Below are 26,865 nucleotides of genomic sequence, written 5' to 3' on the forward strand. Positions count from 1 at the left end.
TCGGCCAACCCGTAATTTAGGAGTATGGCGAATCGAAGGATCAGACCCGAGCGGACATACGAACCAAAGGGAATCGACGCCCTCGACCTTCGTATTCTCGCCGAGCTGCAGGTCGACGCCAAAGTGAGCTTCGCCGAGCTCGCCCGTTCCCAGCCTCCCTTCGATTCCAGGATCGGGCTGCCTCCAGCCTTGCCTCGCCACCACGACGACAGAGCAACGGTGGTCTTCACCTCCGTACGGACAGATCAGCGCTTCGCGGCGCACTGGCGGCTGGTGCCACTTTGGTTGACGGCACCCCAAGCTGGATGGCGGCCGCTGCGGCCCATTACGTCCGACATCACGGCGGTGTGACTGGCAGGAGGTGGCTTGCCAACGGGGCGTGTCACACGAGGTCTGTCCCCGCCGAGTCAGCGGGCCGAAATCGTCGTTGGGTAATACCCGGTCGGGAGAAGCCCCAGGACGGCTCGATCCGGTCGAACTTGGCGTCGTACTCGGGGTCGGTGGATCTCTTCCAGGTCTTGGCGCGCTGGAAGATGACTCCGCACTGGGCCAGCAGGCAGCGCGGGGTCAAGGCCGAGTCGGCGGGGACGGCCCCCGCCGTTTAGGCCCGGGCAGGTCAGGCCGATCTCGTTGAACCAGTGGATCACGTCACGGGCTCGGACGGGCTCGGCCACCGCCTCCAATTGCGGGATCGGATTTCCACCATCTCGCACAAAGCCCGGCCCGCGCCGAACAACACCCGACACCTGATCACCTCAGCCCCCTGAACGGGCCGGAGTTCCGCGGGACCCGCTTCCGCTCCCGGACACCCGATACGGCAGGCTGTGCCGGATGGCGGCGGAGTCGGGGACGTGACAGGGCAACCGGAGTTGTTCGGGTTCGCCGCCGGCGCGCTGATCGCTGTGGTGACCGCGCCGGTCGGGGTGTCGGGAGCGGTGTTCCTGCTGCCGGTTCAGCTCAGCCTGCTGAACGTCCCCAGCCCCGCGGTCACCCCGACGAACCTACTGTTCAATGTCGTCGCCGGTCCCGGCGCGCTGGCCCGCTATCACCGCCACGGGCACCTGGGCGGCCCGCTGACCCGGCTGCTGATCGCCGGGACCCTGCCCGGCGTTATCGCCGGAGCGGTCATCCGGGTCTTCGCCGTCCCCGGCGCCACGGCCTTCCGTGTCCTGGTCGGCCTGCTGTTGCTGCCACTGGGCCTCTGGCTCTGCGCCCGCTCCCTGCGTCCGCCACGGCACCGGGACCCGGTTGAGGGCTCGGCCGCCATGTCCGCCGGCCTGTCCAGTCGCTTCATCGCCACGCTCTCGCTCGCCGTCGGCATTGTCGGTGGCATCTATGGCATCGGCGGCGGCTCCATCATCGGCCCCATCCTCGTCGGTCGCGGCATGCCCGTCGCCCAGGTCGCCCCTGCCGCCCTCGCCTCGACCTTCCTCACCTCGCTGACCGGCGCTGCCATCTACGCCGCGCTCTCGTTCACCTCACAGGGCGCCATCGCCCCCGACTGGACACTCGGGCTCACCTGCGGCCTGGGCGGACTCGTCGGCGGATACCTCGGCGCACGGCTCCAACCCCGCCTCCCGGAAACCGCCCTCCGGCTCACCCTCGGCGCCCTCGCCACCGCCCTGGCAGCTCTCTACCTCCTCCAAACGATCTTCTAAACGATCGCGGCGAGACCACCCTCGGCGCTCTCACTTCTCACCAACATTTTCGGGCCCCAGGGTCGCGAACAGCATTCCCAACGAGCCGACGAAACGCTGCCGCTCTTCCCCGTCAGGGTGGTCGGCGGGCGGAAGGTCGATGGTGTGCCGTGGTCATGAGCGGGCGCGTTCGCGGCGCGCCGGGGTGGACCGACGGGGTCGGGGTCGCGGCGGGCGGCGCCGATGTCGACCAGTCGGCATCGCGCGGTCGTCCGCAAGCGGCTGACAGCAGCCGCACCGTGCGCGGCCGCATCAAGGCGCTCGGCCACTACCTGAAAGCACCCGGTGCCACCCTCCGTGCGGATCGCCGAGGCCATTGCGTCCAACCTGGTGTAGCCGGGTAGCTCGTCCACTCGATCTCGGCATCGATCGGCGTGAACGCTTCCGCCGGCTCCCGCGCCACCACCCGCGCGAACCGCGGATACGCGGTTCGATCGATCGAGGTCACCCGTAACCCGAGACCGCCACGGCCGAGAGGCTCGTCGTGCTCGCCGCGCCGTCTCCCGGCGGCCCGGATGCTGAGCCCGACACACGATCCGTGGCGGTCTTGCGGTCGTGAGGGCGGCGGTTTCCTTCCTGGGTGTCCTCTTCGGTCAGGGCATGTCGGAGAGGAACTGCCGCAGCCGGACGCTGCTCGGCGAACCGAAGATCTCTTCGGGTGGACCCGACTCGACGGCGACACCGCGGTCCAGGAAGGTCACCGTGTCGGCCACCTCCCGGGCGAAGCCCATCTCGTGCGTGACGACCACCATGGTCATCCCCTGCCGGGACAGGTCGGACATCAGGCCGAGAACGCCCTTGACCAGCTCGGGGTCGAGCGCGGAGGTCGCCTCGTCGAAGAGCATGACCCGTGGCTCCATCGCCAGTGCACGGGCGATAGCGACGCGCTGCTGCTGTCCGCCCGACAGGTTTCCCGGCCGTGAGCCGGCCTTGTCACCGAGCCCGACGAGATCGAGTTGGCGGCGGGCCGCCTCCTCGGCCCCCTCGGCGGACAGCTTCCTGATCCTCCGCAACGGCAATGTGAGGTTGCGCAGGACGCTCATATGCGGGAACAGGTTGAAGTGCTGGAACACCATGCCGATCTGCCGCCGGAGCAGATCGGGGTCGCCCTCCAGCACGCTCGCCCCGTCGAGCAGCACGTCGCCGCGGTCGGGTTCGAGCAGTCGGTTGACCGTCCGCAGGAATGTCGACTTGCCGGATCCGGAAGGGCCGATCAGGCATGCGGTCCGGCCCGCCGGGACGTCGAGATTCACGCCGCGGAGCACCTTGGTGGCGCCGAAGGCGAGATGGATGTCGCGTGCCACGAGACCGGCCGGAGAGAAGGCCGCACGGTCTGTGGCGGCCGATCCGGTGAGTTCGTCGTCGCTCATCGTGTAGCCCCTTCACCCGGCACCGGCGCCGGTGTCGCACCGGCGAGCAGGAGGCCGTCGCCGTCATCCGCGGGGCCACGGTTGTTCCGGCGCCCTTGCCGTAGCCGCCTGTCGACGAAGTTCACCAGATGGGTCAAGGGCACCGTGAGCACCAGGTAGAACAATCCGGCCAGCAGCAACGCGGACTGGTTGCCGGTGTTGGCCGCGGCGTCCTGCCCGATCCTGAACAGTTCACGCTGGTCGGCGGCCAGGCCGAGGAAGTAGACCAGGCTGGATTCCTTGATGAGTGCGATGAGCTGGTTGACCCAGGCCGGGAGCACCCGCCGCACCCCCTGCGGGATGATCACCAGCAGCATCGCCGAGACGTGGGAGAACCCCAGCGCCCGGGCGGTCTCCGACTGCCCGGCTTCGACGCTCTGGATGCCCGACCGGAAGATCTCGCCGATGTAGGCGGTCGCGATGAGCGACAGCGCGAGAATACCGAGCGGGTACGGGTTGGGCCCCCAGATCTGCATCGCCGGCTGGGCCAGGCCGACCCCGATCAGCAGGATGGTCACCACGGCCGGCAGACCGCGGAAGACATCGGTGTAGACGCGCGCGGGCCATCGCAGCCATCGGGTCCGCGCGATGCCCGCCACGGCCAGGAACATCCCGAGGAGGGTCCCGATGAAGGCCGAGATGATCGAGAGAATCAGCGTGTTGGGCAGGCCCGTGGTGAGCATGTCCGGCAGGGCCCGCCGCATGGACTCCCAATTGAGAAAGGTGTCCCACAGCGTCGTCAGCTCATCCATGTCAACGCCCCGCGTAGGCGCACGTCGCCGGTGCCCGAACGGACCCGGTCACTTGGCGGGGGACGCGGATCCGGTCGGCGACGCCGAGGCGCTGACCGGGGGGTAGACGACCTTCCCGCTGCCGGGCTTGAACGCGGTCGGCACCGGGCGCCCCGGGTAGTACTGTTCCTGCAGCTTCGTCCACTCGCCGTCCTTGATGACCTCGTCCAGTCCCTTGTTCAGCGCCGCCAGCAGCTCCGGATGGTCGTGGGCGACGGCGAACGCGGTCGGAGCGGGGCTGAGTTCCTTCGCCGCCAGGACGACCTTGCCGCGGCTGTCCTTGGCGGTCTTCTCGCCGATCTCCGCGGGCGAGATCCACGCGTCCGCGGTCCGGGTCTTCAGCTTGTTGAGGGCGCCGTTGTAGTCGGGCACGCGCACCGGGTTCAGCCCCTGCTTGCTGGCGTAGTCGTCCTGGACCGTTCCCTGGACGACCACGATTCGCTTCCCCTTGAGTTCCTGGAAGCTCTTGATCGGTGAACCGGCCGGCACATCAAGCCCGAAGTAGCCGAAGTCGTATCCGTTGGTGAAGCCGACGGTCTTCCTGCGCGCCTCGGTGATCGTGATCGAGGAGCTGCCCACGTCGAACTTGTGCGTGGCCACCTGGGAGAGCAGGGCCGAGAAGTCGGTGCCGGCGAACTCCACCTTGAGGCCGATCTTGGCGGCTACCGCGGTCAGGAGGTCGTTGTCGAACCCGGTGAACTTGCCGTCCTTCAGGTACACGTTGGGCGGGGCGTCGGTCAGGGTGCCGGCTCTCAGGGTTCCGGCCTGGAGCAACTTGTAGGCGTTGCCGCCAGACGTGCCGCCCGACGATCCGTCTCCGCACGCCGTCAAGATCGCGGCGGCGGAGAGGAGGGCGATACCGGCAATGGGGCGCATGGGGCGCATGAAGTCTCCTCGAATGGACGTGCGCATGACGGACCGCGTCCGGGCGGCCCGGGTCGCGGGCATGGGATCAGAGATCAGTGCGGCCGAGCGGACGGCGGCGGGCTGGTCTCCGGCTGTTCCTGAGGCGCCGCCTGCGTCAACGAACAGCGGGCAGGGAGGTCAGACCGTCGGGTGACACCGATGACAGCTCGTCGCCGTGACACGCAGCAGATCGATGTGTCTGCGTGTCACGAGGTAGGCGGCCATGAAGGAACTATACCAACCGGAATAGTAGGTAATGCACCGGAGGGTACGGGATGTGCCCGAGCCTGACCTCCCGGGCGATCCGGTTCCTCCATGGCGACGCCGGCTGGTCCAGTTTGGTGACGACGAGCGCCCGCCTGCCCTGGCGAGGGTGTCGTGTTGTGCATAGAAAGAGACTTTTCCTATTGACAAAATAGGAAATATTCTGCAATCTGGGACCGTGAGCCGTGACATACCCCTGACGGCGCGCCTGCCCGTGGACCTGTGCTGGCAGGCCAGCGCCCTCTGTGCGCCTTCCAAGCCCTGCTTCTGAAGACCCGAGGTCCCGAGCCGGCCATGATCGCCTCGTGCTCATGACGATCGGTGCCGACCGCCCTCCAAGGGCCTGATCATGCATGGGAACGAAGGGATTCTGTCATGTCACGACTTCAGGATGCGAAGGCCGGCGGCGGACCGGCGGTGAGCGTGGCCAATGTGCCCCCGGACGGCCTGGTCGAGGTCGTCCCGGTCCCCGAGACCGGCCAGATCATGGTGATCACCGCACATCTCCTTCCGGAAACGCCGGCCGGGGCGCCGGAAACGGCGGCCGCGCCGCTCGACCGGCGGGAACCGGGGTGGAGCCGCCCGACCGTGGACCCCGACGGCCTTGTCGTCCATCGAGATGCCAGGCGTGTCTGGTCGGACGGGGGGGGGAGGTGACGCTGACGTTCCGGGAGTTCGAGTTGCTCGACTACCTGACGGCGCGTCCCGGGAAGGTGTTCTCCAGAGGGCATCTCATGAACGCCGTGTGGGGGCATCCGGCCGAGGAGGCAGGAGTCAGAACGGTCGACGTCCATATTCATCGGCTGCGCCGCAAGCTCGGGCGTCACCAAAAGCGCCTGGTGACCGTGCGGCAGGTCGGCTACGTGTATCGCCTCCCCAGGAGCGCCGGTCAGCCGCCGGCGGCCCATGACCGGGTATAGCGGCGCAGACAGCTGATCTACCGGCCGCTTCTGGCCAGGCAGCCCCCCGGCCTGTGGAGCCGCCTTGAGCTTCCGAGCTCCTTGAGCGCGGCCTCGGCGCGCTGGTCCCGCCCGTCATAGGGGGACCAGCGCGCCGAAGTCATCGCCGAGCGAGCGCGGACGGCCCGGACGTACGTCGTCGAACTCCGGCGGCACGACGAGAGGGAGCGGGCGCGGCGCGCGTTCAGGCCCGGTGCGGCTCAGGGGCACCGCTCGGGATCGCGTTGAGGAGGCGCTCCCACTCCGGGTACATCGCGAGCTTCTTCTGGTGCAGGACGATGATCTTCTCGTTCAGATCCGGATCGGAGTCGTCCGAGAACCGGACGTGGGTGAGGCGGGCCAGGTACGGCAGGATCTCGGGGTCGCCCGCCAGGTGGATCGGGTCGTGGACGTAGCGTTCCAGCGCGGCGAGATCCGGGATCGCCACGCAGTATCCGTGGGTGAGGCCGTCGTCGGCGTCGCCCAGCTCGGGCCCGACGAACGAGAAGGACGTCGACTCCACGGCCGAGGTCCGCCGCATCGCGGTGAGAACGGCCTCCTTCCGCGCCGGTGTGGTGTCCGCCTTGAAGCTGAAACGCTGCGTGATCACAATCATTCTGTTCCCTTCACAAGATGTGCTTTTGACCGTAGAGCGCGTCAGTAAGACAACCAATGCCACAGAATCTTGATTTCATACGTAATCGTCTTCCGGCTAGCCTTGCCGCATGGACGTGCTGAGCGACGTGATCGCCGTGATGCGCACCGGCGCGCCCCAGTCGGCGCGAGTGGAAAGGCACGCGCCGTGGGGCCGGCGGTTCCGCCACGCGCCCGGCACGGCCGGGTTCGAGGTCGTGCTGGCCGGGTCGTACTGGCTGCTCCCCCGGGAGGGCGCCCCGATCGCGCTGGCCGCCGGCGACGTCCTGTTCTTCCCGCATGGAGGCGAGTACGGCCTGGCGGACGCCCCCACCACGCCGTTCGCCGAGCTTCCGTTCCCGGGGGTGGATGCGGACGGCCCGAACCGCGTGGCCGTGACCGGGCCGCCGAGCGCCGTGGTGCTGTGCGGCGCCTACCAGCTCGACGCCGACCGCGGGCATCCGCTGCTGGACGGCCTGCCCGGCATCGTGCACCTCCCAGCCCGGGTCGGCCGTCAATCCTGCCTGCGCGCCGCAGTCGACCTGCTTGGCGCGGAACTGCAGGACCCCGGCCCGGGCGCCGACGCGGTCGTCCCGTCACTGCTGGACACGCTGCTGGTCTACATCCTGCGCACCTGGCTGGAGGAGCAGCCGGCCTGCGGCGGGACCGGCGGGTGGGCCGCGGCGCTGGCCGACCCTGCGGTGAGCGGCGCGCTCGACGCCGTCCACGGCGATCCAGCACGGCCCTGGACGGTCGCAGAGCTGGCGGACCGGGCGGGGCTGTCGAGGGCCGCGTTCGCCCGCCGGTTCAACGCGCTCGTCGGACGGCCGCCGCTGGCCTATCTGACCTGGTGGCGGCTGACCACGGCGGCGCGGCTGCTGCGCGAGTCCGACGCGCCGCTCGGCGCGGTGGCCGAGCGGGTCGGATACGGCTCGGAGTACGCCTTCGCCAACGCCTTCAAGCGCGCGTTCGCGGTCGCTCCCGGCCGCTACCGCCGGATGCGCTAACCCGCCGGTTCGCTGGTCGCACGTGACCGCGGGCGCGGACGGCGCCGTACGTCCGCGTCGACTGCGGCGGCTGCGTGGCACCGGCGCGGGGGTGCGTTGGTGGCCGGCCTGCCGCTGTACCGGCTCTGGCAGGTCCGGTAACTCCCTATCGCGGGCCGGTGGCGTCGAAGGAGGCCTGGGCGGCGAGGATGTCTTCGGCGTGGTCGCGGATCCAGCCGGACAGGCCTTCCAGGGGCTCGGTGATTCCCTTGCCCAGCGTCGTCAGGCCGTAGGTCACCTTGGGCGGTGTGGACGGTTCTACCGTGCGGGACACCAGGCCGTCCCTCAGCAGCATGCGCAGCGTCTGGGACAACATTTTCTCGCTGATCCCCTCGATCTTCTCGCGCAGCTCGGAGAAGCGCAGGTCCCGTTCGCGCATGGCGGTGAGGATCAGTACGCCCCACCGGCCGGTGACGTGGTCGAGCACCATGCGTGCCGGGCATTCCCTGTGAAACGTGTCACTCACGCCGTCTCGTCACCGCCCCATCCTGCGAACCGTCTCTGACGTAGGGAGCTTACCTCGGAGTAGGTACTTACCGACAGTTAGCGACGTCCCCTACCGTCGCCGTGGCCCCGGCAAGAGACTCCAGGAGGAGAAGTGCCAAAAGTCGCCCTCATCACAGGCGCCGGCCGCGGGATCGGCGCCGCGACGGCCAAGGAGCTGGGACGACGCGGCTTCCACAGCGTCGTCAACTACCGCGCTGACACGGTGAGCGCGGAGAAGGTCGCGGAGGAGATAAGGCGAGAAGGCGGAACGGCGGAACTCGCCCAGGCCGACGTCCGAGACCCGGAGCACGTCGCCGCCCTCATCCGAGGCCGCCACACCGTCGACGCGCTCGTCTGCAACGCCAACGTCACCCCGCCGTTCGCTCCACTGGACGCCATGACCTGGGAGGACTTCATCGGCAAGGTGGACGGCGAGATGGCCGCCGTCTTCCACCTGACCAAGCGGGTCCTGGAGGTGATGCGCGGCCAGGGCGGCGGGCGGATCGTCTACGTCTCAAGCCTCAGCGCTGAACTCGTCCGCCCCGGCGCGATCGCGCACGCCACCGCCAAGGCGGCCCTCGACACCTTCGCGCGGCACGTCGCCGCGGAGGCCGGGCCGTACGGGATCGGGGTGAACGTCGTCGCGCCCGGCGCGGTGCGTACCGACGCCACGGCCCACATGATGACGCCAGAGGTGGAGAAGGCGCGCGCCGAACGTTCGGTGCTGCACCGGATGCTCGAGCCCGAGGACGTGGCGAAGGTGATCGCCGCAGTCGTGGGAGGGGACTTTCGGGCAACGACCGGCATCCGCATCCCCGTCGACGGCGGTTCCCGCGTGATCTCCGCTCCCTGAAACCGTTCTTCAAGCGCGAAGGTGACATGGATCACTGTTGATCGCCTATGGCCTTCCTGTTGACGAAGAAACCTACTTTTCCTACTCTAAAAGCAGGTAAACCCGAGCTCCGCGAGGCGTGCCTGCGGATGGCCGATCTCGGCGACCGGCTCGTCGCCAGGGCGCGCGAGGCCGGCGCCCTGCGCCAGGACGCCGCGGGCGCCGACATCTTCGCGTTGATGAACGCCGCCGCCTGGATCTCCGAGCACATGTCAAAGGAACAGGCCGACCGACTTGTGAACCTCACGATGAACGGGCTTCTGGCGCCCACGATCAACTAGCCAACTTCTACGAGCGCGCTGTGGTCGTGGATGAGGGCGAGCTGGAGCGAGCGGTCATGGGGATGACCGCAATCGCTCGGTGAAGATGTGGTTGCGGTCCGCGCGGCTGCCGGTGGTGCGGCCGTTGCCCCAGCCGACGATGCGGCGGTAGGCGCCGAAGGCGTCGGCCAGTGCGTCCTCGTCGGTGTGGAGGGAGCCTGCCGGAGCGGGATCGGTGAACGGCGCGACGTAGAGGGCGTCCGTCGGGCAGTGGGCCTCGCACATGAAGCACGTCTGGCAGTCGCTCTGCCTGGCGATGACCGGAAGGCCGTCGGGCCCTCGGTCGAACACGTCCGTCGGGCAGACCTTGATGCACACGTCGCACCGCACGCAGCGGCCCGCGCTCACGACCTCGATCATGCCGGCGTCTCCTGAGGCTCGGCGGCGGGCTCGGCGGCCGTCCATGGTTCGTCAAGGCCGCCGACGAGCCGCCGATGCTCGTACTGCCGCAGTGGGGGAAGGTTCTCCAGCCGGTGCATTCCCTGTGACTCAGGACGGGCCAGGGCGGCGATGTAGCACCACCGGGCGTGCGCCGTCATCGCCGTGGCCGACCTTGCGCGGAGACGTTCGCGGCCTGTTCCGGCGATGCCTTGGGAGGTGATCCGTTCCCACAGCGCGTCCAGCGAGGCCAGGGAGTCGCGAAGCTTGTCGCGTGTCCGGAAGAGGTTGCGGTCGAGCGGCAGCATCTCGTCCTGCACCGCACGGATGACGGTCGCCGCATCGAGCCGCCCGGGGTCGAGACCCGCGCGTCCGGCCGGGACGGCGTGTGGACGCGCCCGGCCCGCCGCGAACACGGGGGCGCCGCGGCCGGCCCAGGTGCCCGATGAGATCGCCCATGCCCCGTTGTAGGCACCGCCTCCGCTGACGGCCCCGGACACAAGTTCCCGCGTCGCGACGTCCCCGGCTGCGTACAGGCCGGGGACGATCGTCGCGCAGTCGTCGCCGGTGATCCGCAGGCCACCTGTGCCGCGGACCGTGCCCTCCAGCACCATTCGCAGCTCGTACCGGTCGCGGAAGGGATCGACCCCGGCCGGCCTTGTCCAGCGGCAGGAAGTAGTTCGGTTGGGCGTGCCGCATGGCCTCGTGCAGTTGCGGGGGCGCCTTGTCCAGCCGCGCGTACACCTTCTCGCCCGCCGCGAGCCGCTCCGCGACTGGGATTCTGGCGGCCAGCGGATCCGGCACGTCGATCGGGGCGCCGTCCTCGGTGTAGTACGTCGCGAACTGCATCATCGGGCCCTTGGTGTGCGAGCCGTACGCCGGGGAGAACGCGTAGGCGCTGGAGAACTCCATGCCCGACAGCTCGGCGCCCAGTTCGGCGGCCATCAGGTGTCCGTCACCGGTGTCGACGTTGGTGCCGAACGCGCCGGACAGGAACGCGCAGCCGCCGGTGGCGAGGACGACCGCCCCGGCGCGGACGGTCCAGGTCTCCCCGCCCTTCTGGCGGGCGATGCCGGACGCGCCGGCGGCCACGCCCCAGTCGTCCACGAGCAGCCGCAGCGCCGGATGGTGGTCGAGGATCGTCACTCCCGACCTGTGCACACGGCGCCGCATCCGCTTCATGTATTCGGGTCCCTGCAGGCTGCCGCGCCGCTCGACCCCGTCCTCGTAGACGGGGAACGGGTACCCGAAGCGGGCGAGGTCGTCGACGCGCCGGTACGTCTCGTCGACCACCCGCGCCATCCAGCGGCGGTCGGCGAGCCGGCCGCTCTGTTCGAAGCGCTCGCCGACCGCCCGGGCCCGGGCCGCCGCGTCCGGCGGGATGTACCAGAGGTTGTTGCCGCCCGACGCGGTCGGGCCGCTGGTACCGCAGTAGCCCTTGTCCGCGAGGACGACCCGGGTACCGGTGCCGGCCGCGGCGAGCGCCGCCCACGCCCCGGCGGGACCGCCGCCGAGGACGAGGACGTCGGTGTCGAGCCCGGTCACGGCCTGGCCCCGGGCGCCAGCCACGAGTTGAGCGTGTAGTCCTTCTTGATGAGTGCCTGCTGGACGAGGAACGTCTTGGTCCCCTCGAGAAGCTTCAGCCCCTCCGCCGGGAACGGCTCGTCGGGCAGCTGCCCCTTCAGTGTCGTCTTGATCGAGATATCGGCGGCGTATCCGCCGGTCTTGGCCACGTACGCGGTGTAGCCGGGCCAGTCGGCCTTGGCGGCCTGCACGGCCTTGGTCTCGGCCTTCCGCCACACCTGGACGATGTCCTTGTGCCCGGCCAGGTACTTCTCCGTCACGACCGTGACGGAGGTGCCGAGAAGGTCCGGGTGGTCCCGGGACGCGATGTCGATCGACTTGTAGCCCTTCTGCTCCTCCGCGACCTGGTCGGCGGAGACCAGGCCGCCCGCGTCGATCGAGCCCTTCTCCAGCGCCGCGATGATCGCCGGCGTGTACATGTGGATGATCTCCTTCGGCTTCACCCCGGCCTGCTTCAGCGCGCCGAGCAGGTAGCGGTGGATGTAGGAGCCGGTCTGGACGCCGATCCGCTTGCCCTCCAGGTCCTTGAGGGACGCCGGCCCGCCGTCCTTCTTGGCGACGATCGCGGCGTCCAGGCGGACCGAGTTGAGCGACAGCAGCCGGGTCGGCAGCCCCTGTCCCCGGCCGATGAGCGCCGGCGTGTCCCCGTACATGCCGATGTCGAGGGAGCCGCCGGCGAGGGCCTGGTTCAGGTCGGGGCCGTTGGGGAACGTCGCGACCTTGATCTTGGTGATTCCGGCGGCCTTCAACTCCGGGAGCAGTTCGCCGCGCTGGTCGAGGAACCCGACCGCGCGGGTCAGCTTGTTGCCGACCCCCGAGCCGATCACTCCGACGCGGAGCGTCCCGGAACCGCTGTCGGCCTCGGAGGAGCCGCACGCCGTCGCGGCGAGGACGATCAGACCGGCGGCCAGAACTCGGGGAAGTCTCACTTTGTTGCCTTTCACGGGGGTCCTGTCAGGGATTTCACGGTTTTCAGGAGGTGAGGGGCGCGCCGGTCCGGTTCAGCGACGGGCCGATCGCGAGCTTGGCGCCGGGGGTGCGTCCCCGGCCCCAGCCGATCTGCGCGCGGTAGGCGCCGAGTGTCCCGTCCGCGGCGAGCGCCGCCTCGTCCGGAGGCTCGGGCAGCGGGTGCGAGCGCGGGTCGACGAACAGGGCGTCGACCGGGCAGTACGCCTCGCACATGAAGCAGGTCTGGCAGTCGCTCTGCCGGGCGATGAGCGGAATGCCGTCAGCGCCGCGGTCGAAGACGTTCGTCGGGCAGACGTCGACGCACTTGTCGCAGGCGATGCAGCGCTCCCGCGAGACGATCTCGATCATGACGCCACCGCCAGTGCCCCTGTCTCCGGGCGCGTCCAGATCTCGTCGAGGCCGCCGGTGACGAGCCGGTGGTGCTGGGCCGGGTCCTGGTCGGGCAGGTCCTGGCGCTTGTGCATGCCGCGCGTCTCGGTGCGGGTGAGTGCGGCGCTGTACATCCAGCGGGCGTGTGCGGTCATCGCGGCGGCCGATCGCGCCCGGACGACTCCGGCGCCGTCCTCGCGCAGTGTGCCGCGCAGTTCGCGCCACGTCCGGTCCAGGACGTCCAGTGCCGGGGCGAGGCGATCGCCGTGCCGCAGCAGGTTCTTGTCGTAGGGCAGCACCTCGGCCTGGACGGCGGCGACGTAGCCGGAGTGCCCGCCGGTCGCCGGACCGGCGGGCCGGAGCCCCGCCTCGCCGAGTGCGTGCAGGGCCCGCGCTCCGGCTCGTCCGCCCAGTTCGGCGGCGTGCCGCGCGGCACCCTGACCGGCCCAGGTGCCCGACGACATCGCCCACGCGGCGTTGTGGCTGCCGCCGCCGGTGAAGCCACCGCAGATCAGCTCGCGGGTGGCGGCGTCCCCCGCCGCGTGCAGGCCGGGCACCGAGGTGGAGCAGTCGCGGCCGGTGATCCGGATGCCGCCGGTGCCGCGGACAGTGCCCTCGGCGAGCAGCGTGACGGGGAACAGGTCCTTGAACGGGTCGATGCCCTGCCGGTCGAAGGGGAGGAAGAAGTTCGCCTGCGCGAGCCGCATCGCGCGCTGGTCCTCGGGCGTGGCCCGGTCGATGCGGCACAGGACGGGCTCGCTGAGCAGGGTCCGGGCGATCACCGAACGCCCCCGCTGGCTGCCCGCGCCTTCCAGAACGGTCCCGTCCGCGTGGTAGAAGGTGGCGAACGAATAGAAGGCCGTCTTGGTCACGGACGTGAAGGCGGGGGCGATCGCATACGCGTTGGAGAACTCCATTCCGGACAGTTCCGCGCCGGCCTCCGCCGCGAACAGCGCACCGTCCCCGGTGTTGACGTCGCAGCCCAGCGCCCTGCTGAGGAAGGCGCACCCGCCGGTCGCGAGCACGACGGCGCCGGCCCGGACCCGGAACGGCCGGTCGTCGCGCAGGTGGTACCCGGCGGCACCGGCGACGGCGCCGGCGCCGTCCGCGAGCAGTTCGGTGACCGGGCTGTGATCGAGGACCCGCACGCCCGCCCGGCGGACCCGCACCCGCATTCGCCGCATGTACTCCGGCCCCTGCAGCCCCCGCCGGATCTGCCGGCCGTTCTCGTCCACCGGGAACGGATACCTGGAGATCTCGGCCAGCTCGTTCATGTTCGCGTACGTCTGGTCGAGGACGCGGGCCATCCATTCACGGTCGGCGAGGTAGCCGCCGAGTCCTTCGCGGCTGGCCATGGCCGCCTCCCGGGCCTCCGGCTTCGGCTCGACGTACCAGACGCCGGTCCCCGCCGACGCCGTCGCGCCGCTCGTCCCGAGGTATCCCTTGTCGGCGAGGATGACGTCGGCGCCGGCCTCCGCGGCCTTGATCGCGGCCCACGCGCCGGCGGGGCCGCCGCCCGCGACGAGCACATCGGCGGTCAGATCGGTCATGACGCCTCCTTGGCGGTAGGGACGGTCTGTCGAGCGGAGCTCGTCGGTTGATTGGTGGTGGGTGGGGGCTGGAGGACGGTCTGTCGAGCGGAGCTCGTCGGTTGATTGGTGGTGGGTGGGGGCTGGAGGACGGTCTGTCGAGCGGAGCTCGTCGGTTGATTGGCGGTGGGTGGGGGCTGATGGACGGTTCGCACTCCGAGCCCGTCGAGCAGGTCGCGCCGCAGCGCGATGAACCGCGGGTCGTCCAGCGACCGCGGCCTGGGAAGGTCGACGGCGTACTCCCGTTCGATCCGGCCGTCTGCCAGCAGCAGCGCACGGTCGGCCAGTAGGAGCGCCTCCTCGACATCGTGGGTGACCAGCAGCACCGCCGGCCGGTGCTCGGCCCACAGGTCGGCGACGAGAGCCTGTGCGTTGAGCCTGGTGAGCGCGTCCAACGCCCCGAACGGCTCGTCGAGCAGCAGCAGATCGGGCGTCCGCACCAGCGCCCGGGCCAGCGCGACGCGCTGTGACTCGCCACCGGACAGAGTGAGCGGCCACGCGTCGGCACGAGCCGTCAGCCCGACCTCGGCCAGCGCCGCTTCGGCCCGCTTACGCAGGTCGCGTCCTCGCAAGCCGAGGACGACGTTGCCCCACACCCGGCTCCAGGGGAGCAGGCGGTGCTCCTGGTAGACGAAGGCACGCCTCTCGGGGACGGCGATCTCGCCGCTCCCCTCGCCGTCCAGCCCGGCCAGCGCGCGCAGCAGCGTGCTCTTCCCGGAGCCGCTCGCGCCGAGCAGCGCGACGAACTCGCCGGGCGCGATGTCGAGGTCCACGCGGTCCAGGACGGCGCGATCGCCGAACACCCGTCTGAGACCGCGTACGCGCACTCCTCTCTCCACCGTCGTCGTCATCGCGCGACCAGCCCTCTCCGCCACGCCAGGGCTCGCCCCTCGATGAGCCGCACCAGCAGGTCAGTCGACACTCCGAGCAGCGCGTACACCACGAGCACCAGGAAGACGGTGTCCATCTGCAGGAACTGGGTGGCCTGGTTGATGACGAAGCCGATGCCGCTGGCCGTCGCCGACTGCTCCACGACGACGAGCGTCAGCCAGGCGACACCGAGCGACAGACGCAGGCCGACGAGGATCTGCGGGAGCGCGCCGGGCAGGATGACCTTCCGGATCAGGCCGAGACGGCCGAGCCCGCAAGTACGGGCCGACTCCACCAGCCGCTCGTCCACCCCCCGGATCCCGTGGAACACGTTGATGTAGAGCGGGAACACGACGCCGACCGCGATCAGGCCGACCTTGGACATCTCACCGATCCCGAACCAGATGATGAACAGCGGGACCAGCGCGAGATGGGGAAGCATCCGGACCGCCTGAACCGGCGCGTCGATGATGTCCTCGCTGACCCTGAACAGCCCCGCGAGCAGACCCAGGACGAGGCCCACCGGCAGCCCGATCGCCAGGCCCTTCAGCACCCGCACCAGCGAGACTCCGAGGTTCTCGAACAGCGCGCCCGACGACACCATCTCCCAGCCGCGGACGGCGACGTCGCTGAGCGGCGGAGTCGTGCTGCCCAGCCAGCCCGCGCGGGCGCCGGCCTCCCACAGCGCGAGGACGATGACGAGCCCGCTGACCTTGCGCGCCCGGCGCAGCAGAGACAGCAACACGGCACTGGAACGGCCGGCGACCGCGGTCCGCGCAGCCTCGGGAATCGCCGAGCGGGGTGGATCGAGCAGGTCGGTGGACACGCGGTACCTCCAGGACAGGGGGAAGGAAGGAAAGAGAGGATTCCGGCGCAGGAGGGCGGCCGGCAGACGAGGACGCGGCGGGTCAGTGACCCCGGCACACGAAAGAACGGTTCAACAGGACGCGCTGCACACACGAAGGAGGTCGACGTGGCGCCTCGCCACCAGTACCTCCGCTGCGTCCATGCCCACAGCATGCACGCGGCGGTGGTGCCCTGTGAAGCCCCAGGAAAGCGGCCTTCACCTGCGAAGACGTCGGCGGACGAGCGATTTTCCGACAAAACATACCGATTTACCTGGGAATATCTCCCAGGTGGCCTCCGGTGTTGATCGACCTCATGGGTTACGTAGATCACACTGCCCGGACAGCCCCAGACGGACGGACCGTGACGCTCCCTCTACGGACGGTCCGCCTCGATGTCCATCGCCACCACCGTCTTCGGTGGCATCGACGAACAACTCCCCGACCCCGGGCGACGACCGATTCGAATCACCTGCTCAACGCCTGCGCCACCAAGATGAGTGCGCTGGAGGACGATCCAGATCATCTGCTGCGGTGGGTCCGGGCGCTGGGTCTGGATGTGACCGGTGCCGACTACGCGTCTGCCTGCAGGGCACCTCACTCAACTGACCGGAACGGTCACCTCCTTCGTCGAATCAGGGCCGGGACGGTCGATCCGGCTGAATCTGTCGGACGGAGGCCTGCTGCACACCGACGCCGTCGGGCTGTCCGGGCGGCCACTGCACCAACTCGATCCGGGTACCCGTCGAGGTCGGTCGACGCGTCCGTCGCCTGGCCGGTGGGCCAGTTCGAGCGAGGCCGCCGGTTCGCCGGGGAACTTGAGGATCACAAGGCGAGTGCCGCCGATACCCTCGACCCTGCCTATCCGTCGGTGACACGGTAGGAGACGAAGAGCGTCTTCATGTGGCCTCCTGATTGGAGTGGCGTACCCGGTAGCGCAGGTGGGTGACATCTCGCCCTTCTAGCCGGCGGACGAGATCGAGTTCGATGTGATCGCCACCGAGGTGGTCGAACAGTCGCCGGCCGTCCCCGAGGAGCACCTGAACCAGGTGGATCTCCATCTCGTCGATCTGCCCCGCTCGCAGCAAGGCTTGGGCTGCGCCCGCCCCATGGACCATGACCGGGAGGTCTCCGGCGGCCGCTCGAGCCTGACGGGCGCAGTCCTCGACATCGGTGACGAACTGCGCGTGGCCGGGTGGTACGTCGCCGACGTCCACGTGGTGGGTGAGGACGAAGATCGGTACGCCGTCGTGGTGGTCGCCTTGCCAGCGCCCGGCGAGTTCGAACGTCCGCCGACCGGAGATCACCGCGCCGGTCGCCAGCGCTTCGCGGTAGACCTGTCCGTTCGGGCCGTCGGATTCTCGATCGTCGAGCCAGTTGAAGAGACGTCCACCGTCGCGTCCTAGCTCCTGGCCCGGTCGATCGTCCGGACCCGCGATGTAGCCGTCGAGCGACATCGACATGTACAGCCGAATCGGATTGCGCATCATGGCCTCCATCTCCTTTTATGACATCGGGATGCATCGGTTCCTGGTCCCCCGCAGAGGCGGGAGTGCCGCAAGGAAAGACCGCAGGCAACCGGCAAACTCATCGGCCCGGAGCTCATTGTGAATGGCCGTGGGCGGTTGAGGTTGCTCAGGCGGCGCTGAGCTCGGGCCGTTCGACGAGGTGGGGTGCGTTAACGGCCCGCCACCGCTGCTGGGCGGACTCGACGAGTTTGAACACCATCGCGAGGGCGGCGGTGCGCGAGCCGACCCCGCGGGTGACCTTGGTCCGCAGCCGGACAGTGGCGAACGTGGACTCGATCGGGTTCGTGGTCCGCAGATGGATCCCGTGCTCGGCGGGAAGTCGAAGAACGCCAGCAGAACTTGACGAGTTGTCGCGTGAGCGCCGGGATCAGCCTTGCCAACGGGAGCGTTTTGGGCAGCTCGTCCACCGGATGGATCAGGACGAGCACTCCGCCCCCCGTCGTCCTCGAACAGATCGCATCGGTGGCCGTCTAAGCCCGTGTGGTTCATCGCGGTGGCGAGCATGCGATATACGCACGAGCGCAGCTCATGCCTCACCGGGTTCGTTCGCGCCGTCGTCGAACCCTCGATGCCCATCGCAAAGATGCTCCTGTGCACTGGCTGACTGCGCACGGAGCGACCCTCAATCGGCCTTTCCGTCGGCACGCTGCCCCGCCCCAAAGGGCGGAAGGGCGGTTCGCCGAGCCACCTTCCAGAGGCCTTGCCTCGCGAGCCGGCTCGCCATGGATGATTACCGTCGTGATGGCTGAAGCCATCATGCTGGACATGGCGACGATGCATGTGCTGGGCATGGCCGCCAAGTATGTGCGGTGATCGCGGTACCCCTCTCGCCAGCCGCCCCATAGCGGTCTTTGTTCTCAGAGACCGCTCATTAGCAACGAGTCCGATCGGGGAGCAGGCAGGCGCTGTCTGTGCGGTATGAGAGTTCGTTAAGGTCTTTCCTGATTCCGGGTGATCGCGCTGCCTCTTTCGACCATCAAGATTGCCATCGCGTACTCACACGTGAGTTCTCTTTCTGGCATTTGAATCAAACTCGGTCTGCCGAGCCCTGACATGTGGCCGAGTGTGGCCCCTTCGCCTCGAGTCAGGGTTTCACGGCGACCGATCCGCGTACGCTGTCACCGCGCATACAGGTGATCGCCCTGCGTGGTAGCACGAATCTGCGGCTGTCATAGCTCCCGCTGTGCGCGCAAGATCAGGCGTGAGCAGAGGAGCAGACGCAGTGCATCAGATGACCAAGGGCGCCAACATTGACCTGTCTGGCCTGACCACGGCAACGGGGCCATTCACTGTGGCGTTGAGTTGGATTGATCCCTCTGGTGAGGGCGAAGCCGATGTCTCGGTGCTCTTGGTCGACGCCGATGGCAAGGTCGGCAGCGACGCCGACTTCATCTTCTACAACCAACTCGCCACCGCTGACGAATCGGTTCGCCTGCTGGGCAAGACACCCACCGCCACCGGCAGCGAAGACCGCATCCTGGTCGACTTGGGCGCGTTGCGGCCCGAGGTGCAACGCGTCGTTATCGCCGCCAGCCGTTACGCGGGTGCAACGTTCGGGGCACTGGACGATTTGCGGCTGACCGTCTCCGACAGTGCCGGAGAGGTACTGCTGACCTTCGACATCACCGACGCCGACACCGAGACCGCGTTCATCTTCGGGGAGCTGTACCGCAGAGGCGACGGCTGGAAATTCCGAGCAGTCGGACAAGGCTACGAGTCCGGGCTCGCGGGCCTGGCCGCCGACTTCGGCATCAACGTCGATGACAGCGAAGAGGAAGAACACAGCCAGGCACCCTCACATCCAGCCGTTCCACCCGAGCCTGACCGGCCGGAACCTCAAGCCCATGCCGCCGCAAACCCGCCCATTCATTCAACACCTACCAAGAACGATGACCGTCCCAAGCGGGTCCGGACGGCCAAGAAGAGAACGACCGTGCCCAAGGCAGCCAAGGTCAATCTGGCCGAGCACCCGTCCTGGCAGCATGCGCGACTGTTCCCGGTCACGGGCCTGCGCAACGATCAGGAACGCGAAGTGCGTGCGACCGCCACGCTGCTGGCGGTTATGGCGCAGGTACCTGAGTTCGGCCGTCGCCTGACGGCCCGTTTCAACGCCCCGGCCGGCACCATTCAGACTTTCGCCGAAGCTTCCTTCAAGCATGGCGATGGCAAGGTCCGCCCCGACGGAGTGCTGCGCGTGGCCAGGGCAGGCCGGATCTGGACCGCACTGATCGAGACCAAGACCGGCGGCAATCCCCTCAGGGCCGATCAGGTCGAGGCCTATCTGGGGGTGGCGGCCCGGCACGGCTACGAAACCGTGATCACCTTGTCCAACGACTTGGCTCTGGACAACGAGCATCCCTTGAAGGTCGACAAGCGGCTGTTGCGCAAGGTCACCCTGCGTCACCTGTCCTGGGCCGAGGTCGCTCACGAGGCCGAGATGCTCTGCCTCCACGACGGCGTGGCCAACCCCGTTCACGCGTGGCTGCTGAGCGAGCTGCTGCACTACCTGCGCCAGGACAACGCCGGCTGCCAGGGCTTCCGGGACATGGGCGCCGCCTGGGTCCCGGTGCGCAACGCCGTCACCGCGGGCACGCTCCGTCTTGGTGATCGGCGCGCGATGCAGGTGGCCGAGAGCTGGGAGAAGCTGATCCGGCAACTGTGCCTGCGCCTCAGTGGTGAGACGGGCTTGGCCATCGCCCCTGTCCTCCGCAAGCGACGGGACGGGGATGCCTCGGTGCGCCGCCTGCAGACCGTCACCTCTCTGGTGGACTCCGGTCGCATGAGCGCCGAGATTCGGATCCCTAACGCCGGCGGCCCGGTCCTGCTCGAAGCCGACCTGCGTACAGGGCAGATCGAAACCACTGTCGAAGTTCCGGCCGCAGCCCGCGCCCGCCCCTTGACCCGCGTCCAGTGGCTGCTACGCCAACTGAACAACGCCCCGCCTGAACTCCGCATCGAAGCGCTCGCCCCCAAGCAAAAAACCGGCCCTTGCGATCTGCTGAAAAATCTCATCACCGAGCCTGGCCTTCTCGTCCCCGAGAATGCGCCACAGATCGATACCTTCCGCCTGACCCTCGCGACCGGGCTGGGAACCAAACGCGGCACAGAAGAAACCGGCTTCGTCCGCAGCATCGACACCGCCGTCGATCGCTTTCACCAAGAGATACTTAAGGTCCTGAAACTCGATCCCGTACCAGCAGCCGAGGCCCATGGCGCCAACTAGGATTCATCCCTTCCAACGCCAGTTAAGTCACGATGGGTCGCGCAGTGCGATCGACGCTCTGAAGAGGCTCGCCACCTCGCTGGGCTCGTACACGCTCGCGTGGTGGGGAGCGGGCGCGCTCTTCCTGGTCGCGTCGGCGATGTCGATGTCGATCACCCGCACGCCCGCCTCCCGGCCACGAGAACCCGAGCCGGCCCCCACCTGAACGCCACCCTCAGGTGCGGCGGTGCTCAGCGGCTTGACGACAGGGCACCGCGGAAGGTGCGTCGGTAGGCGAGTGGGGAGACGCCGATGGCGGCATAGAGGTGTTCCCGCAGCGACGTGCCGCTGGCGAAGCCGACTTGGCAGGCAATCTCGGCCACAGACAGATCAGTGGTTTCGAGGAGGTGCCGCGCACGGTCGACGCGCTGCTGGATCAGCCAGCGTCCCGGGCTCATTCCCACCTGTCCGGTGAAGTGGCGGGCGAAGGTGCGCAAGCTCATGCTGCAGTGCTCGGTGAGGTCCGCCAGGGTAATCGGCTCGTGGAGGTTCTCCAGCGCCACTGGCGCGCCGCGGCGCAATCGGGAAGTGAGGAGGCCTCGCACGGCACCCGGTAGGCCACGCGCCGGACCAACTCGGTGCGGTCAGCTCCCGGGGTGCCCCGGCCCATTGGATTACGTTCGCAATACTATAAGCTGAAGAGTCGGCAGGGGGCGACAGGCCCTCCCGTGCGGGCGGAGGACATGTGGCGCGGTACGGGAAAGAGCACAAGGAACAGACGAGGCGGCGGATCGTCGAGACGGCCGGCCGCCGTTTCAAGCAGGACGGTATCGATGGCTCAGGGGTCTCGACGCTCATGGCGGACGCGGGGCTGACCAACGGCGCCTTCTACGCCCACTTCGCCTCCAAGGAGGATCTTGTCGCCACAGCCATCGCCGACCAGTTGCGTGCGCAGAACGCGAGTGTCGCCGCGCAGGCGGCCCCCGGTCGCGCCGGTCTCGAGCAGATCGTGCGGTTGTACCTGTCGGTTCAGCACCGCGACAGTCCTGGCGAAGGTTGCCCCAACGCTGCGTTGCTGGATGAGATCGGGCGCTGCGCGGACGCGACGAGGCAGGCCTACACCGACGGCGTGTTGTCCCTCATTGACGGCATCGCCGCCCGCATTGCGCCCGACGACCCGTCCTCAGCACGGGTGAAGGCGCTGAGCCTGCTCGCCCTGCTGGCCGGGACGCTGCAGCTCTCCCGCGCTCTGGCCGATCGGCGACTCGCCGACGAACTTCTCGAACAGGGCATCAGCAACGCGCTCGAACTGCTGGGCGTCGAGCAGCCCGCCTGACCACCGCGTCCCCCGAGGCCGCCGCCGGCCACAGCCCGAGACCGTAGCAACCCGAATCCTCCTCGGCTCCGCCGAGGAGGATTCGGTCGTTACGACATGGCGCGGACTCGGATTGTTGCGAGCACCTACCCCCAATGCCCTGCGGGTGCAGGCGCGCCCGGTCCGCTGGCGGGACGCTGGGCAGATAGTTGACCAGTTCGGGCGGGTCGGGGAAGTGGTAGCCGCGTAACCGCGCGATCCGGCTTGCGTAGCCGATGTCCTCGATACCTGACGGATACCGGCGCCCAGCCACGGGCCTCTGTTGGCGGCGGTATCCGTCACGCTTCTTGCTCGCAGCAAGGACCCACTTGCCAGCTCCAGAGCACCCGCATAGTATTACGTTCATAATTTAAAGCGAGGCACCCGCACTGACCAGGGACGCCAACGTGAGAAGGAACGCGAACATGAACAAGTCACCAGAGACGTACAACGGTTCGGTGGGGTCATGGGCTGACGTGCCCACGCGCACCCTGTCGGCGGATGGAGTGGAGTTCGCCTACCGTGAGCTCGGCCCGGGCGCGGACGTGCCGGTGGTCTTCCTGACCCATCTGGCCGCAGTCCTGGACAACTGGGACCCCCGCGTCGTGGACGGCATCGCCGCCAAGCATCGCGTCATCACCTTCGACAACCGAGGCGTCGGCGCTTCCAGTAGGTCCACGCCGAAGACCATCGAGGCGATGGCCAGGGATGCCATCACCTTCATCCGTGCCCTCGGCTTGGATCAGGTCGACCTGTTCGGGTTCTCCATGGGCGGCATGATCGCCCAGGTGATCGCGCAGGAGGAGCCGCAGCTCGTGCGCAAGATGATCATCGCCGGAACCGGCCCCGCGGGGGGCGAGGGCATCGACAAGGTGACCCGCATCTCCTACCTTGACACCGCGCGGGGCCTCCTCACTCGCCAGGATCCCAAGCAGTTCTTGTTCTTCACCAGGACTGCGAACGGGCGCCGAGCCGGGAAGGAGTTCCTGGCTCGGTTGGGGGAACGTACCAACGACCGCGACAAGGCCATCTCCATCGGCTCATTCCGCGCCCAGCTCAAGGCCATCCACCGATGGGGGCTGCAGAAGCCTGCCGACCTGACACGCATCCACCAGCCGATACTCGTCGCGAATGGTGAGAGCGACAGGATGGTGCCCACCAGCAACAGCTTCGACCTCGATCGGCGACTCCCCAACAGTCGGCTCGTCATCTATCCAGACGCCGGGCACGGCGGTGTGTTCCAGTTCCACGAGGACTTTGTCAAGCAAGCCCTCGAGTTCCTCTGAGAGCTCCCGCGTCGCCACACACACCTCGGGCAGATGGGCGTCGGCGCGTCCGCGCGTACGGCTCCGGGTGGGAAGGTCGCCCGGGGAGATTCCCTGGTGCGGGGGGCTAGGGTCAATGCCGGGCGTCGGACCCGGCCCCGGCTCGCCGTGGCCGATGCTTGGCGTCGCGCCTACCGGCCCGCGCTCATCAGCGTCCTCTCCGGCGACACGCCGTACCGGCCGCTGGACGAACTGCACAGGATGATGCTGGACGAGGTCCTCACGGAGTTCGGCCTCGACGCGCTCGGCGAGACCGACCGGGACGGCCTCGTCCGGGCTTGGCACCGTCTGCGCGCTTAGCCCGACGCTCCACCCGGCCTGGAGCTTCATGGTGGCCCGTCACCTCGACGATCTCGCAGCGGCGGCCAAGGCCGGCCTGCGCCCGCGCCCGCTGGAGTGGGGCCCCGACACCACCCCGGTCGAGCCGCCTACCGATGGTCGACCTCGTCGCGGACGACATCGTCGATCTGGCCCGCATTCTGGGATGATCACGCGTGCGGTGATCGTGTGCGGGGCCGCGCACTTATGTCCATGGTTGGCCTGGCGACAACTGAGCCAGATGCGCGCCCAGATCATATACGAAAAGAGTCGCCAGCGGTCCCTCCGCACCGCCGCTGAAAAGACTCACTGATAGCGCGCAACGGTGAATGAGCCCGTAATGATCAGTATGCTGTCGACGGGCATCGCTGCGGCTTCCCCTGTGTGAGGGGGGTCCTTCCCCCAGGCCCCGGCAGCACGCACCTGAACTCTGCGGCGCAGCCGGGGCCCTCCGGCACGAGAGCACACCACTCCGCGACGGCGACTCCACTTGATTTTCAGAACCCGGGTTTCCGGGAGCCCTGGTCGCTTCGGTGTCCTGTCAATTCCTGTAGGGTGATCGCCGCGTCGTTGTCGGGACGTCGCCCGCAGTAATCCGTTTTGTGTGTAACCACGGCTCTGTCAGCATGAAGCCCATGCGCCACCCTCTTGACACGCTGAACTGGCCGATTTCCACCGACCGACTGCTGTTGCGCCGGGCTGCCCCCGACGACCTGGACGCGACCTGGGCCTACCGGCAACTACCGGAGACTCACGAATGGGTCGCGGCCGCCACGGCAACCTACGACGACTACCGTGAGCGTTTTCTCCACGAGGAGCGGCTCGCAGACCTGCTCATCGTCGAACTGGACGGCCGGGTGATCGGCGATCTGACGCTGCAGGTCCAGGACGCTTGGGCCCAGGAGGAGGTCGCTGACCAGGCGAAAAACGTCCAAGGAGAGCTCGGGTGGACGTTGGATCCCTCCCACGGCGGCAAGGGCTACGCCACCGAAGCGGTACGCGCCCTCATCGACGTCGCCTTCGGGAGTCTTGGGCTGCGCCGCCTGCACGCGGACTGTTTCTATGACAACGAACCTTCGTGGCGGCTGATGGAGCGGGTTGGGATGCGCCGCGAACAGCACACGGTGAGAGACTCTCTCCACCGCACCAAGGGATGGCTCGACGGTCTCTCATACGCGCTCCTGGCCGAGGAATGGCGCGCTCCCGAGTGATGGACCGCCCCGCTGCCCGGTCTCAGTAGAGTTGGCACAGTCTCATCGACCTGACGCACTGCAGGCCGGGCGCAGTGCCCGGCCCTTGCTGCCGATCTTCTTGCGGTGCCGGCGGACGCCGGTGGTGTAGGTCAGGGCCTGGCGCGGACGAGGGATTGTGAGAGATCAACCGTCCTACCTGGGCTCCTTGACGTTCCGGGGCAGTCGCACAGACGGCGACCATCATGTGATCAGCGGTCCCCGCAGCGCCGCTGAAGAAGGCCCAGTGAAAGCCATCGCCATGACTAATTGAGGAAAGGTTGGCTTTAGCGATGGATCCTATGCGGCTTGGGCTGATCGTAATGTGGTGAGGTGTCCGTCAGTGTTGCTGGAAGAGCTCGACCAGCGGTGGTGCAAAGCGCGGCTCGTCATTGACCCGGATCCGCTGGTCGCCCAAATCGACGACGCCGGGTGCCGCCTCGCGGAGCGCGCGAGCCGCAGCAGCGGGAATACCGTTCCCCGTGACATCGAGTCGGCGCAAGTTACTGAAGGCGGACCAGCGGTCACGGAGACGCAACGCCCCGGATGCGTCGAGCACGCCAAACGGCAGTCTCAGAGATTCCAATCGTGCAATTAGCGCACTCTCGGCGAGCACGTCCACCAGTGTGTCTTTCAAGTCGCTCACCAGGGCCAGCTCACGAAGTTTCCCGAACCCGCGGTTGTTCAGCAGCGGGGCCAGGTCCCGCGCCGAGCCGCCCCAGCTGTACTCGAAGTGGCCGAGCCAGAGTTCGAGCGACTCAAGCTGTGGAAAGGAGCTTGTACCCAGCGCGGATACCACGGCGGGGTTGAGTGCCTCATCACGCAGCACCAGCCGGCGCAGACGCGTCATCTCCGGGAACGGAGGCGGTGGCTTCGTGCCCAGGATGTCGTGCACTATGTCGATGTCGTTGCACTGAACGACCAGCTCATGGAGAGTCGGCACTGCTGCCAGCACCCGCTCCAGCGGCACCGAGAGCCTCCACGAGGAGCCGTCGCGCGACAGATCCTGCGGGATGTAGTCGCCGCGGCCGAAGTCCGGAAAGGTGAGGGCGCCGAGTCCTAGGTGGCGGATCTCCGGCTGATGGCTGGCAAGTACGTCGACGACCGGGCCAAACGAACCATGGTGAACCCGTCTTGTTGTCACGAGGAGCTTGAGAAGGATTCGCTCGGGGTTCGCGTGTAACCAGCCGTCGAGCGCCGCCGCGCAATGGTCCTCGTTGATGTCGTGGCTTATCGCGATGCCGGTTCGGCTGCACTCCAAAGTGAGATGCAGCTCCGCATACGGACCGTGGTCGTCGGCGTAGAGGACGTGGTTGCAGGCGGACGAGTTCATCGGAGCAGCCTATCTGGACAGTTCGGCCGCGAAAGGGCGTGAAGCCTCTGGTAGGACGGTTATTCACCGCAAGATCGTCCGCGAAAACCAGAGGCTTCATGTTGGTCACCTATGCTGCAACGCTTGACGTCCCGCGCCACATTGTCGAGTTTGTGTCCCGGCTGCTCGCCGCGCACCGCCGCCGGATCGGCACCCCGCGCGGGTCACGGGGCGCTGGGCGCGTTCCGCCAGGCTGTGCTGGTGCTGCGCTGGTTCCGCGAGCGCGGCTGCGTGCACTGCCTGGCGCGGGACGCCGGCATCTCCCAGGCGAACGGGTACCGGTACCTGCACGAGGGCATCGACGTCCTCGCCGACCAGGCCCCGGACCTGTATGAGGCCTTGAAGAAGTGTCAGGAGACGGGAATGACTCACCTGGTGCCGGACGGCACCTTGATCGAGTGCGACCGCGTAGCCGGGGTCCGCGACAACGGTAACGACCTTTGGTTCAGTTAGAAGCAAAAGGAGTTCGGCGGGAATGTGCAGTTCCTGTCCGCGCCCGATGGCAGCCCGCTGTGGGTCTCTGAGGTGCCTGGCTGTCGTGGCTGCACAC

29 protein-coding genes and 3 pseudogenes are annotated in these 26,865 nt (G+C 68.2%); 14 read left to right on the plus strand and 18 right to left on the minus strand.

Features of this window, described 5'->3' with window-relative positions; genetic code table 11:
- The first annotated feature begins 24 nt into the window (after positions 1-24).
- Together ACQPXG_RS18465 and ACQPXG_RS18470 are read left to right on the plus strand one after the other, a co-directional pair.
- Positions 25-351: an AsnC family transcriptional regulator gene (locus tag ACQPXG_RS18465; protein ID WP_433468933.1), complete on the plus strand. Its 327-nt coding sequence runs from the start codon at positions 25-27 to the stop codon at positions 349-351.
- A 500-nt stretch (positions 352-851) separates the two neighbouring features.
- Positions 852-1,658 (plus strand): TSUP family transporter, encoded by an 807-nt coding sequence (locus tag ACQPXG_RS18470; protein ID WP_433468934.1) that lies wholly within the window; start codon positions 852-854, stop codon positions 1,656-1,658.
- Between the two features lie 632 nt (positions 1,659-2,290).
- Here the strand turns inward: ACQPXG_RS18470 and ACQPXG_RS18475 are convergent.
- Genes ACQPXG_RS18475 through ACQPXG_RS18485 form a run of 3 tightly spaced genes read right to left on the minus strand, consistent with a single transcriptional unit; the run spans position 2,291 to position 4,782 of the window.
- Positions 2,291-3,067, minus strand: coding sequence for an amino acid ABC transporter ATP-binding protein (locus ACQPXG_RS18475; protein ID WP_433468935.1), 777 nt, complete (start codon positions 3,065-3,067; stop codon positions 2,291-2,293).
- Positions 3,064-3,858 carry an amino acid ABC transporter permease gene (locus tag ACQPXG_RS18480; protein ID WP_433468936.1) on the minus strand — a complete coding sequence of 265 codons (795 nt, stop codon included), beginning with the start codon at positions 3,856-3,858 and terminating at the stop codon, positions 3,064-3,066. The genes ACQPXG_RS18475 and ACQPXG_RS18480 overlap by 4 nt, the downstream gene beginning before the upstream one ends.
- 48 nt (positions 3,859-3,906) lie before the next feature.
- Positions 3,907-4,782, minus strand: a complete 876-nt coding sequence (locus tag ACQPXG_RS18485; RefSeq protein ID WP_433468937.1) for an ABC transporter substrate-binding protein — start codon at positions 4,780-4,782, stop codon at positions 3,907-3,909.
- Positions 4,783-5,442: 660 nt separating this feature from the next.
- Between ACQPXG_RS18485 and ACQPXG_RS18490 the strand changes: the two genes are divergently transcribed.
- Together ACQPXG_RS18490 and ACQPXG_RS18495 are read left to right on the plus strand one after the other, a co-directional pair.
- Positions 5,443-5,724, plus strand: coding sequence for a hypothetical protein (locus ACQPXG_RS18490; RefSeq protein ID WP_433468938.1), 282 nt, complete (start codon positions 5,443-5,445; stop codon positions 5,722-5,724).
- Positions 5,721-5,987 carry a winged helix-turn-helix domain-containing protein gene (locus ACQPXG_RS18495; protein ID WP_433468939.1) on the plus strand — a complete coding sequence of 89 codons (267 nt, stop codon included), beginning with the start codon at positions 5,721-5,723 and terminating at the stop codon, positions 5,985-5,987. Before ACQPXG_RS18490 ends, ACQPXG_RS18495 begins: the two co-directional genes overlap by 4 nt.
- A 223-nt stretch (positions 5,988-6,210) precedes the next feature.
- Here ACQPXG_RS18495 and ACQPXG_RS18500 read toward each other — a convergent pair whose 3' ends face one another.
- Positions 6,211-6,621 (minus strand): Dabb family protein, encoded by a 411-nt coding sequence (locus ACQPXG_RS18500; protein ID WP_433468940.1) that lies wholly within the window; start codon positions 6,619-6,621, stop codon positions 6,211-6,213.
- 109 nt (positions 6,622-6,730) lie between these two features.
- On the opposite strand from ACQPXG_RS18500, the gene ACQPXG_RS18505 reads away from it, so the two are divergent.
- Complete coding sequence (locus ACQPXG_RS18505) at positions 6,731-7,645, plus strand: AraC family transcriptional regulator (RefSeq protein WP_433468941.1); 915 nt, start codon at positions 6,731-6,733, stop codon at positions 7,643-7,645.
- A gap of 145 nt (positions 7,646-7,790) precedes the next feature.
- Here ACQPXG_RS18505 and ACQPXG_RS18510 read toward each other — a convergent pair whose 3' ends face one another.
- The gene (locus ACQPXG_RS18510; RefSeq protein ID WP_433468942.1) at positions 7,791-8,150 is read right to left on the minus strand and encodes a winged helix-turn-helix transcriptional regulator; all 360 of its coding nucleotides are present in this window, start codon (positions 8,148-8,150) and stop codon (positions 7,791-7,793) included.
- Positions 8,151-8,282: 132 nt separating this feature from the next.
- Between ACQPXG_RS18510 and ACQPXG_RS18515 the strand changes: the two genes are divergently transcribed.
- Together ACQPXG_RS18515 and ACQPXG_RS18520 are read left to right on the plus strand one after the other, a co-directional pair.
- On the plus strand, positions 8,283-9,023 hold the full coding sequence (locus ACQPXG_RS18515; RefSeq protein ID WP_433468943.1) for an SDR family oxidoreductase: 741 nt from the start codon (positions 8,283-8,285) through the stop codon (positions 9,021-9,023).
- A 47-nt stretch (positions 9,024-9,070) separates the two neighbouring features.
- On the plus strand, positions 9,071-9,343 hold the full coding sequence (locus ACQPXG_RS18520) for a hypothetical protein (protein ID WP_433468944.1): 273 nt from the start codon (positions 9,071-9,073) through the stop codon (positions 9,341-9,343).
- 54 nt (positions 9,344-9,397) lie between these two features.
- Here ACQPXG_RS18520 and ACQPXG_RS18525 read toward each other — a convergent pair whose 3' ends face one another.
- From ACQPXG_RS18525 to ACQPXG_RS18560, 8 genes and pseudogenes are all read right to left on the minus strand, one after another.
- The gene (locus ACQPXG_RS18525) at positions 9,398-9,742 is read right to left on the minus strand and encodes a 4Fe-4S dicluster domain-containing protein (RefSeq protein ID WP_433468945.1); all 345 of its coding nucleotides are present in this window, start codon (positions 9,740-9,742) and stop codon (positions 9,398-9,400) included.
- A complete protein-coding gene (locus ACQPXG_RS18530) occupies positions 9,739-10,374 on the minus strand; it encodes a hypothetical protein (protein ID WP_433469992.1) in 636 nt (211 codons plus the stop codon). The genes ACQPXG_RS18525 and ACQPXG_RS18530 overlap by 4 nt, the downstream gene beginning before the upstream one ends.
- Before the next feature lie 349 nt (positions 10,375-10,723).
- Positions 10,724-11,329: pseudogene (locus ACQPXG_RS18535) on the minus strand (FAD-dependent oxidoreductase); the annotation flags it as partial.
- Positions 11,302-12,273, minus strand: coding sequence for an ABC transporter substrate-binding protein (locus tag ACQPXG_RS18540; RefSeq protein WP_433468946.1), 972 nt, complete (start codon positions 12,271-12,273; stop codon positions 11,302-11,304). The gene ACQPXG_RS18540 and the pseudogene ACQPXG_RS18535, both read right to left, overlap by 28 nt.
- Positions 12,274-12,316: 43 nt before the next feature.
- Positions 12,317-12,661, minus strand: a complete 345-nt coding sequence (locus ACQPXG_RS18545) for a 4Fe-4S binding protein (protein WP_433468947.1) — start codon at positions 12,659-12,661, stop codon at positions 12,317-12,319.
- A complete protein-coding gene (locus tag ACQPXG_RS18550) occupies positions 12,658-14,232 on the minus strand; it encodes an FAD-dependent oxidoreductase (RefSeq protein WP_433468948.1) in 1,575 nt (524 codons plus the stop codon). Before ACQPXG_RS18550 ends, ACQPXG_RS18545 begins: the two co-directional genes overlap by 4 nt.
- A gap of 191 nt (positions 14,233-14,423) precedes the next feature.
- Positions 14,424-15,122 (minus strand): annotated as a pseudogene (locus tag ACQPXG_RS18555) (ABC transporter ATP-binding protein); the annotation flags it as partial.
- Positions 15,119-15,967 (minus strand): ABC transporter permease, encoded by an 849-nt coding sequence (locus tag ACQPXG_RS18560; RefSeq protein WP_433468949.1) that lies wholly within the window; start codon positions 15,965-15,967, stop codon positions 15,119-15,121. The gene ACQPXG_RS18560 and the pseudogene ACQPXG_RS18555, both read right to left, overlap by 4 nt.
- A gap of 335 nt (positions 15,968-16,302) precedes the next feature.
- Here ACQPXG_RS18560 and ACQPXG_RS18565 point away from each other — a divergent pair, with 335 nt between their 5' ends.
- Positions 16,303-16,869, plus strand: coding sequence for an FAD/NAD(P)-binding protein (locus tag ACQPXG_RS18565; protein WP_433469993.1), 567 nt, complete (start codon positions 16,303-16,305; stop codon positions 16,867-16,869).
- A 16-nt stretch (positions 16,870-16,885) separates the two neighbouring features.
- Here the strand turns inward: ACQPXG_RS18565 and ACQPXG_RS18570 are convergent, their stop codons facing one another.
- Positions 16,886-17,476 carry a dihydrofolate reductase family protein gene (locus ACQPXG_RS18570; protein ID WP_433468950.1) on the minus strand — a complete coding sequence of 197 codons (591 nt, stop codon included), beginning with the start codon at positions 17,474-17,476 and terminating at the stop codon, positions 16,886-16,888.
- Between the two features lie 172 nt (positions 17,477-17,648).
- Positions 17,649-17,837 (minus strand): annotated as a pseudogene (locus ACQPXG_RS18575) (IS256 family transposase); the annotation flags it as partial.
- A 909-nt stretch (positions 17,838-18,746) separates the two neighbouring features.
- Here ACQPXG_RS18575 and ACQPXG_RS18580 point away from each other — a divergent pair.
- Positions 18,747-20,738 carry a TerD family protein gene (locus ACQPXG_RS18580; RefSeq protein WP_433469994.1) on the plus strand — a complete coding sequence of 664 codons (1,992 nt, stop codon included), beginning with the start codon at positions 18,747-18,749 and terminating at the stop codon, positions 20,736-20,738.
- Positions 20,739-20,765: 27 nt separating this feature from the next.
- On the opposite strand, the gene ACQPXG_RS18585 is transcribed toward ACQPXG_RS18580, so the two are convergent.
- Both ACQPXG_RS18585 and ACQPXG_RS18590 read right to left on the minus strand, forming a co-directional pair.
- Complete coding sequence (locus ACQPXG_RS18585) at positions 20,766-20,900, minus strand: hypothetical protein (protein ID WP_433468951.1); 135 nt, start codon at positions 20,898-20,900, stop codon at positions 20,766-20,768.
- 68 nt (positions 20,901-20,968) lie between these two features.
- Positions 20,969-21,280 carry a helix-turn-helix domain-containing protein gene (locus tag ACQPXG_RS18590; RefSeq protein ID WP_433468952.1) on the minus strand — a complete coding sequence of 104 codons (312 nt, stop codon included), beginning with the start codon at positions 21,278-21,280 and terminating at the stop codon, positions 20,969-20,971.
- Positions 21,281-21,462: 182 nt separating this feature from the next.
- Between ACQPXG_RS18590 and ACQPXG_RS18595 the strand changes: the two genes are divergently transcribed.
- From ACQPXG_RS18595 to ACQPXG_RS18610, 4 genes are all read left to right on the plus strand, one after another.
- Positions 21,463-22,053 carry a TetR family transcriptional regulator gene (locus tag ACQPXG_RS18595; protein WP_433468953.1) on the plus strand — a complete coding sequence of 197 codons (591 nt, stop codon included), beginning with the start codon at positions 21,463-21,465 and terminating at the stop codon, positions 22,051-22,053.
- A 524-nt stretch (positions 22,054-22,577) separates the two neighbouring features.
- Positions 22,578-23,357, plus strand: coding sequence for an alpha/beta fold hydrolase (locus tag ACQPXG_RS18600; RefSeq protein ID WP_433468954.1), 780 nt, complete (start codon positions 22,578-22,580; stop codon positions 23,355-23,357).
- Positions 23,358-23,453: 96 nt separating this feature from the next.
- Positions 23,454-23,696 carry a hypothetical protein gene (locus ACQPXG_RS18605; RefSeq protein WP_433468955.1) on the plus strand — a complete coding sequence of 81 codons (243 nt, stop codon included), beginning with the start codon at positions 23,454-23,456 and terminating at the stop codon, positions 23,694-23,696.
- Between the two features lie 653 nt (positions 23,697-24,349).
- Positions 24,350-24,925 (plus strand): GNAT family N-acetyltransferase, encoded by a 576-nt coding sequence (locus tag ACQPXG_RS18610; protein ID WP_433468956.1) that lies wholly within the window; start codon positions 24,350-24,352, stop codon positions 24,923-24,925.
- A gap of 358 nt (positions 24,926-25,283) precedes the next feature.
- On the opposite strand, the gene ACQPXG_RS18615 is transcribed toward ACQPXG_RS18610, so the two are convergent.
- Positions 25,284-26,276, minus strand: coding sequence for a hypothetical protein (locus ACQPXG_RS18615; RefSeq protein ID WP_433468957.1), 993 nt, complete (start codon positions 26,274-26,276; stop codon positions 25,284-25,286).
- 111 nt (positions 26,277-26,387) lie between these two features.
- Between ACQPXG_RS18615 and ACQPXG_RS18620 the strand changes: the two genes are divergently transcribed.
- Complete coding sequence (locus tag ACQPXG_RS18620; protein ID WP_433468958.1) at positions 26,388-26,768, plus strand: hypothetical protein; 381 nt, start codon at positions 26,388-26,390, stop codon at positions 26,766-26,768.
- Positions 26,769-26,865 lie beyond the last annotated feature (97 nt).

The sequence above is a fragment of the Spirillospora sp. CA-128828 genome, assembly GCF_050945415.1.
Lineage (GTDB): Bacteria > Actinomycetota > Actinomycetes > Streptosporangiales > Streptosporangiaceae > Spirillospora.

Bases quoted from the DNA above. Each gene is read 5' to 3' on its own strand.
- ACQPXG_RS18465 (WP_433468933.1), top strand. From the start codon at position 25: ATGGCGAATCGAAGGATCAGACCCGAGCGGACATACGAACCAAAGGGA.
- ACQPXG_RS18475 (WP_433468935.1), bottom strand. From the start codon at position 3,067: ATGAGCGACGACGAACTCACCGGATCGGCCGCCACAGACCGTGCGGCC.
- ACQPXG_RS18480 (WP_433468936.1), bottom strand. From the start codon at position 3,858: ATGGATGAGCTGACGACGCTGTGGGACACCTTTCTCAATTGGGAGTCC.
- ACQPXG_RS18485 (WP_433468937.1), bottom strand. From the start codon at position 4,782: ATGCGCCCCATGCGCCCCATTGCCGGTATCGCCCTCCTCTCCGCCGCC.
- ACQPXG_RS18490 (WP_433468938.1), top strand. From the start codon at position 5,443: ATGTCACGACTTCAGGATGCGAAGGCCGGCGGCGGACCGGCGGTGAGC.
- ACQPXG_RS18500 (WP_433468940.1), bottom strand. From the start codon at position 6,621: ATGATTGTGATCACGCAGCGTTTCAGCTTCAAGGCGGACACCACACCG.
- ACQPXG_RS18505 (WP_433468941.1), top strand. From the start codon at position 6,731: ATGGACGTGCTGAGCGACGTGATCGCCGTGATGCGCACCGGCGCGCCC.
- ACQPXG_RS18520 (WP_433468944.1), top strand. From the start codon at position 9,071: ATGGCCTTCCTGTTGACGAAGAAACCTACTTTTCCTACTCTAAAAGCA.
- ACQPXG_RS18525 (WP_433468945.1), bottom strand. From the start codon at position 9,742: ATGATCGAGGTCGTGAGCGCGGGCCGCTGCGTGCGGTGCGACGTGTGC.
- ACQPXG_RS18530 (WP_433469992.1), bottom strand. From the start codon at position 10,374: ATGGTGCTGGAGGGCACGGTCCGCGGCACAGGTGGCCTGCGGATCACC.
- ACQPXG_RS18545 (WP_433468947.1), bottom strand. From the start codon at position 12,661: ATGATCGAGATCGTCTCGCGGGAGCGCTGCATCGCCTGCGACAAGTGC.
- ACQPXG_RS18550 (WP_433468948.1), bottom strand. From the start codon at position 14,232: ATGACCGATCTGACCGCCGATGTGCTCGTCGCGGGCGGCGGCCCCGCC.
- ACQPXG_RS18565 (WP_433469993.1), top strand. From the start codon at position 16,303: ATGGGTTACGTAGATCACACTGCCCGGACAGCCCCAGACGGACGGACC.
- ACQPXG_RS18570 (WP_433468950.1), bottom strand. From the start codon at position 17,476: ATGATGCGCAATCCGATTCGGCTGTACATGTCGATGTCGCTCGACGGC.
- ACQPXG_RS18580 (WP_433469994.1), top strand. From the start codon at position 18,747: ATGACCAAGGGCGCCAACATTGACCTGTCTGGCCTGACCACGGCAACG.
- ACQPXG_RS18610 (WP_433468956.1), top strand. From the start codon at position 24,350: ATGCGCCACCCTCTTGACACGCTGAACTGGCCGATTTCCACCGACCGA.
- ACQPXG_RS18615 (WP_433468957.1), bottom strand. From the start codon at position 26,276: ATGAACTCGTCCGCCTGCAACCACGTCCTCTACGCCGACGACCACGGT.
- ACQPXG_RS18620 (WP_433468958.1), top strand. From the start codon at position 26,388: ATGCTGCAACGCTTGACGTCCCGCGCCACATTGTCGAGTTTGTGTCCC.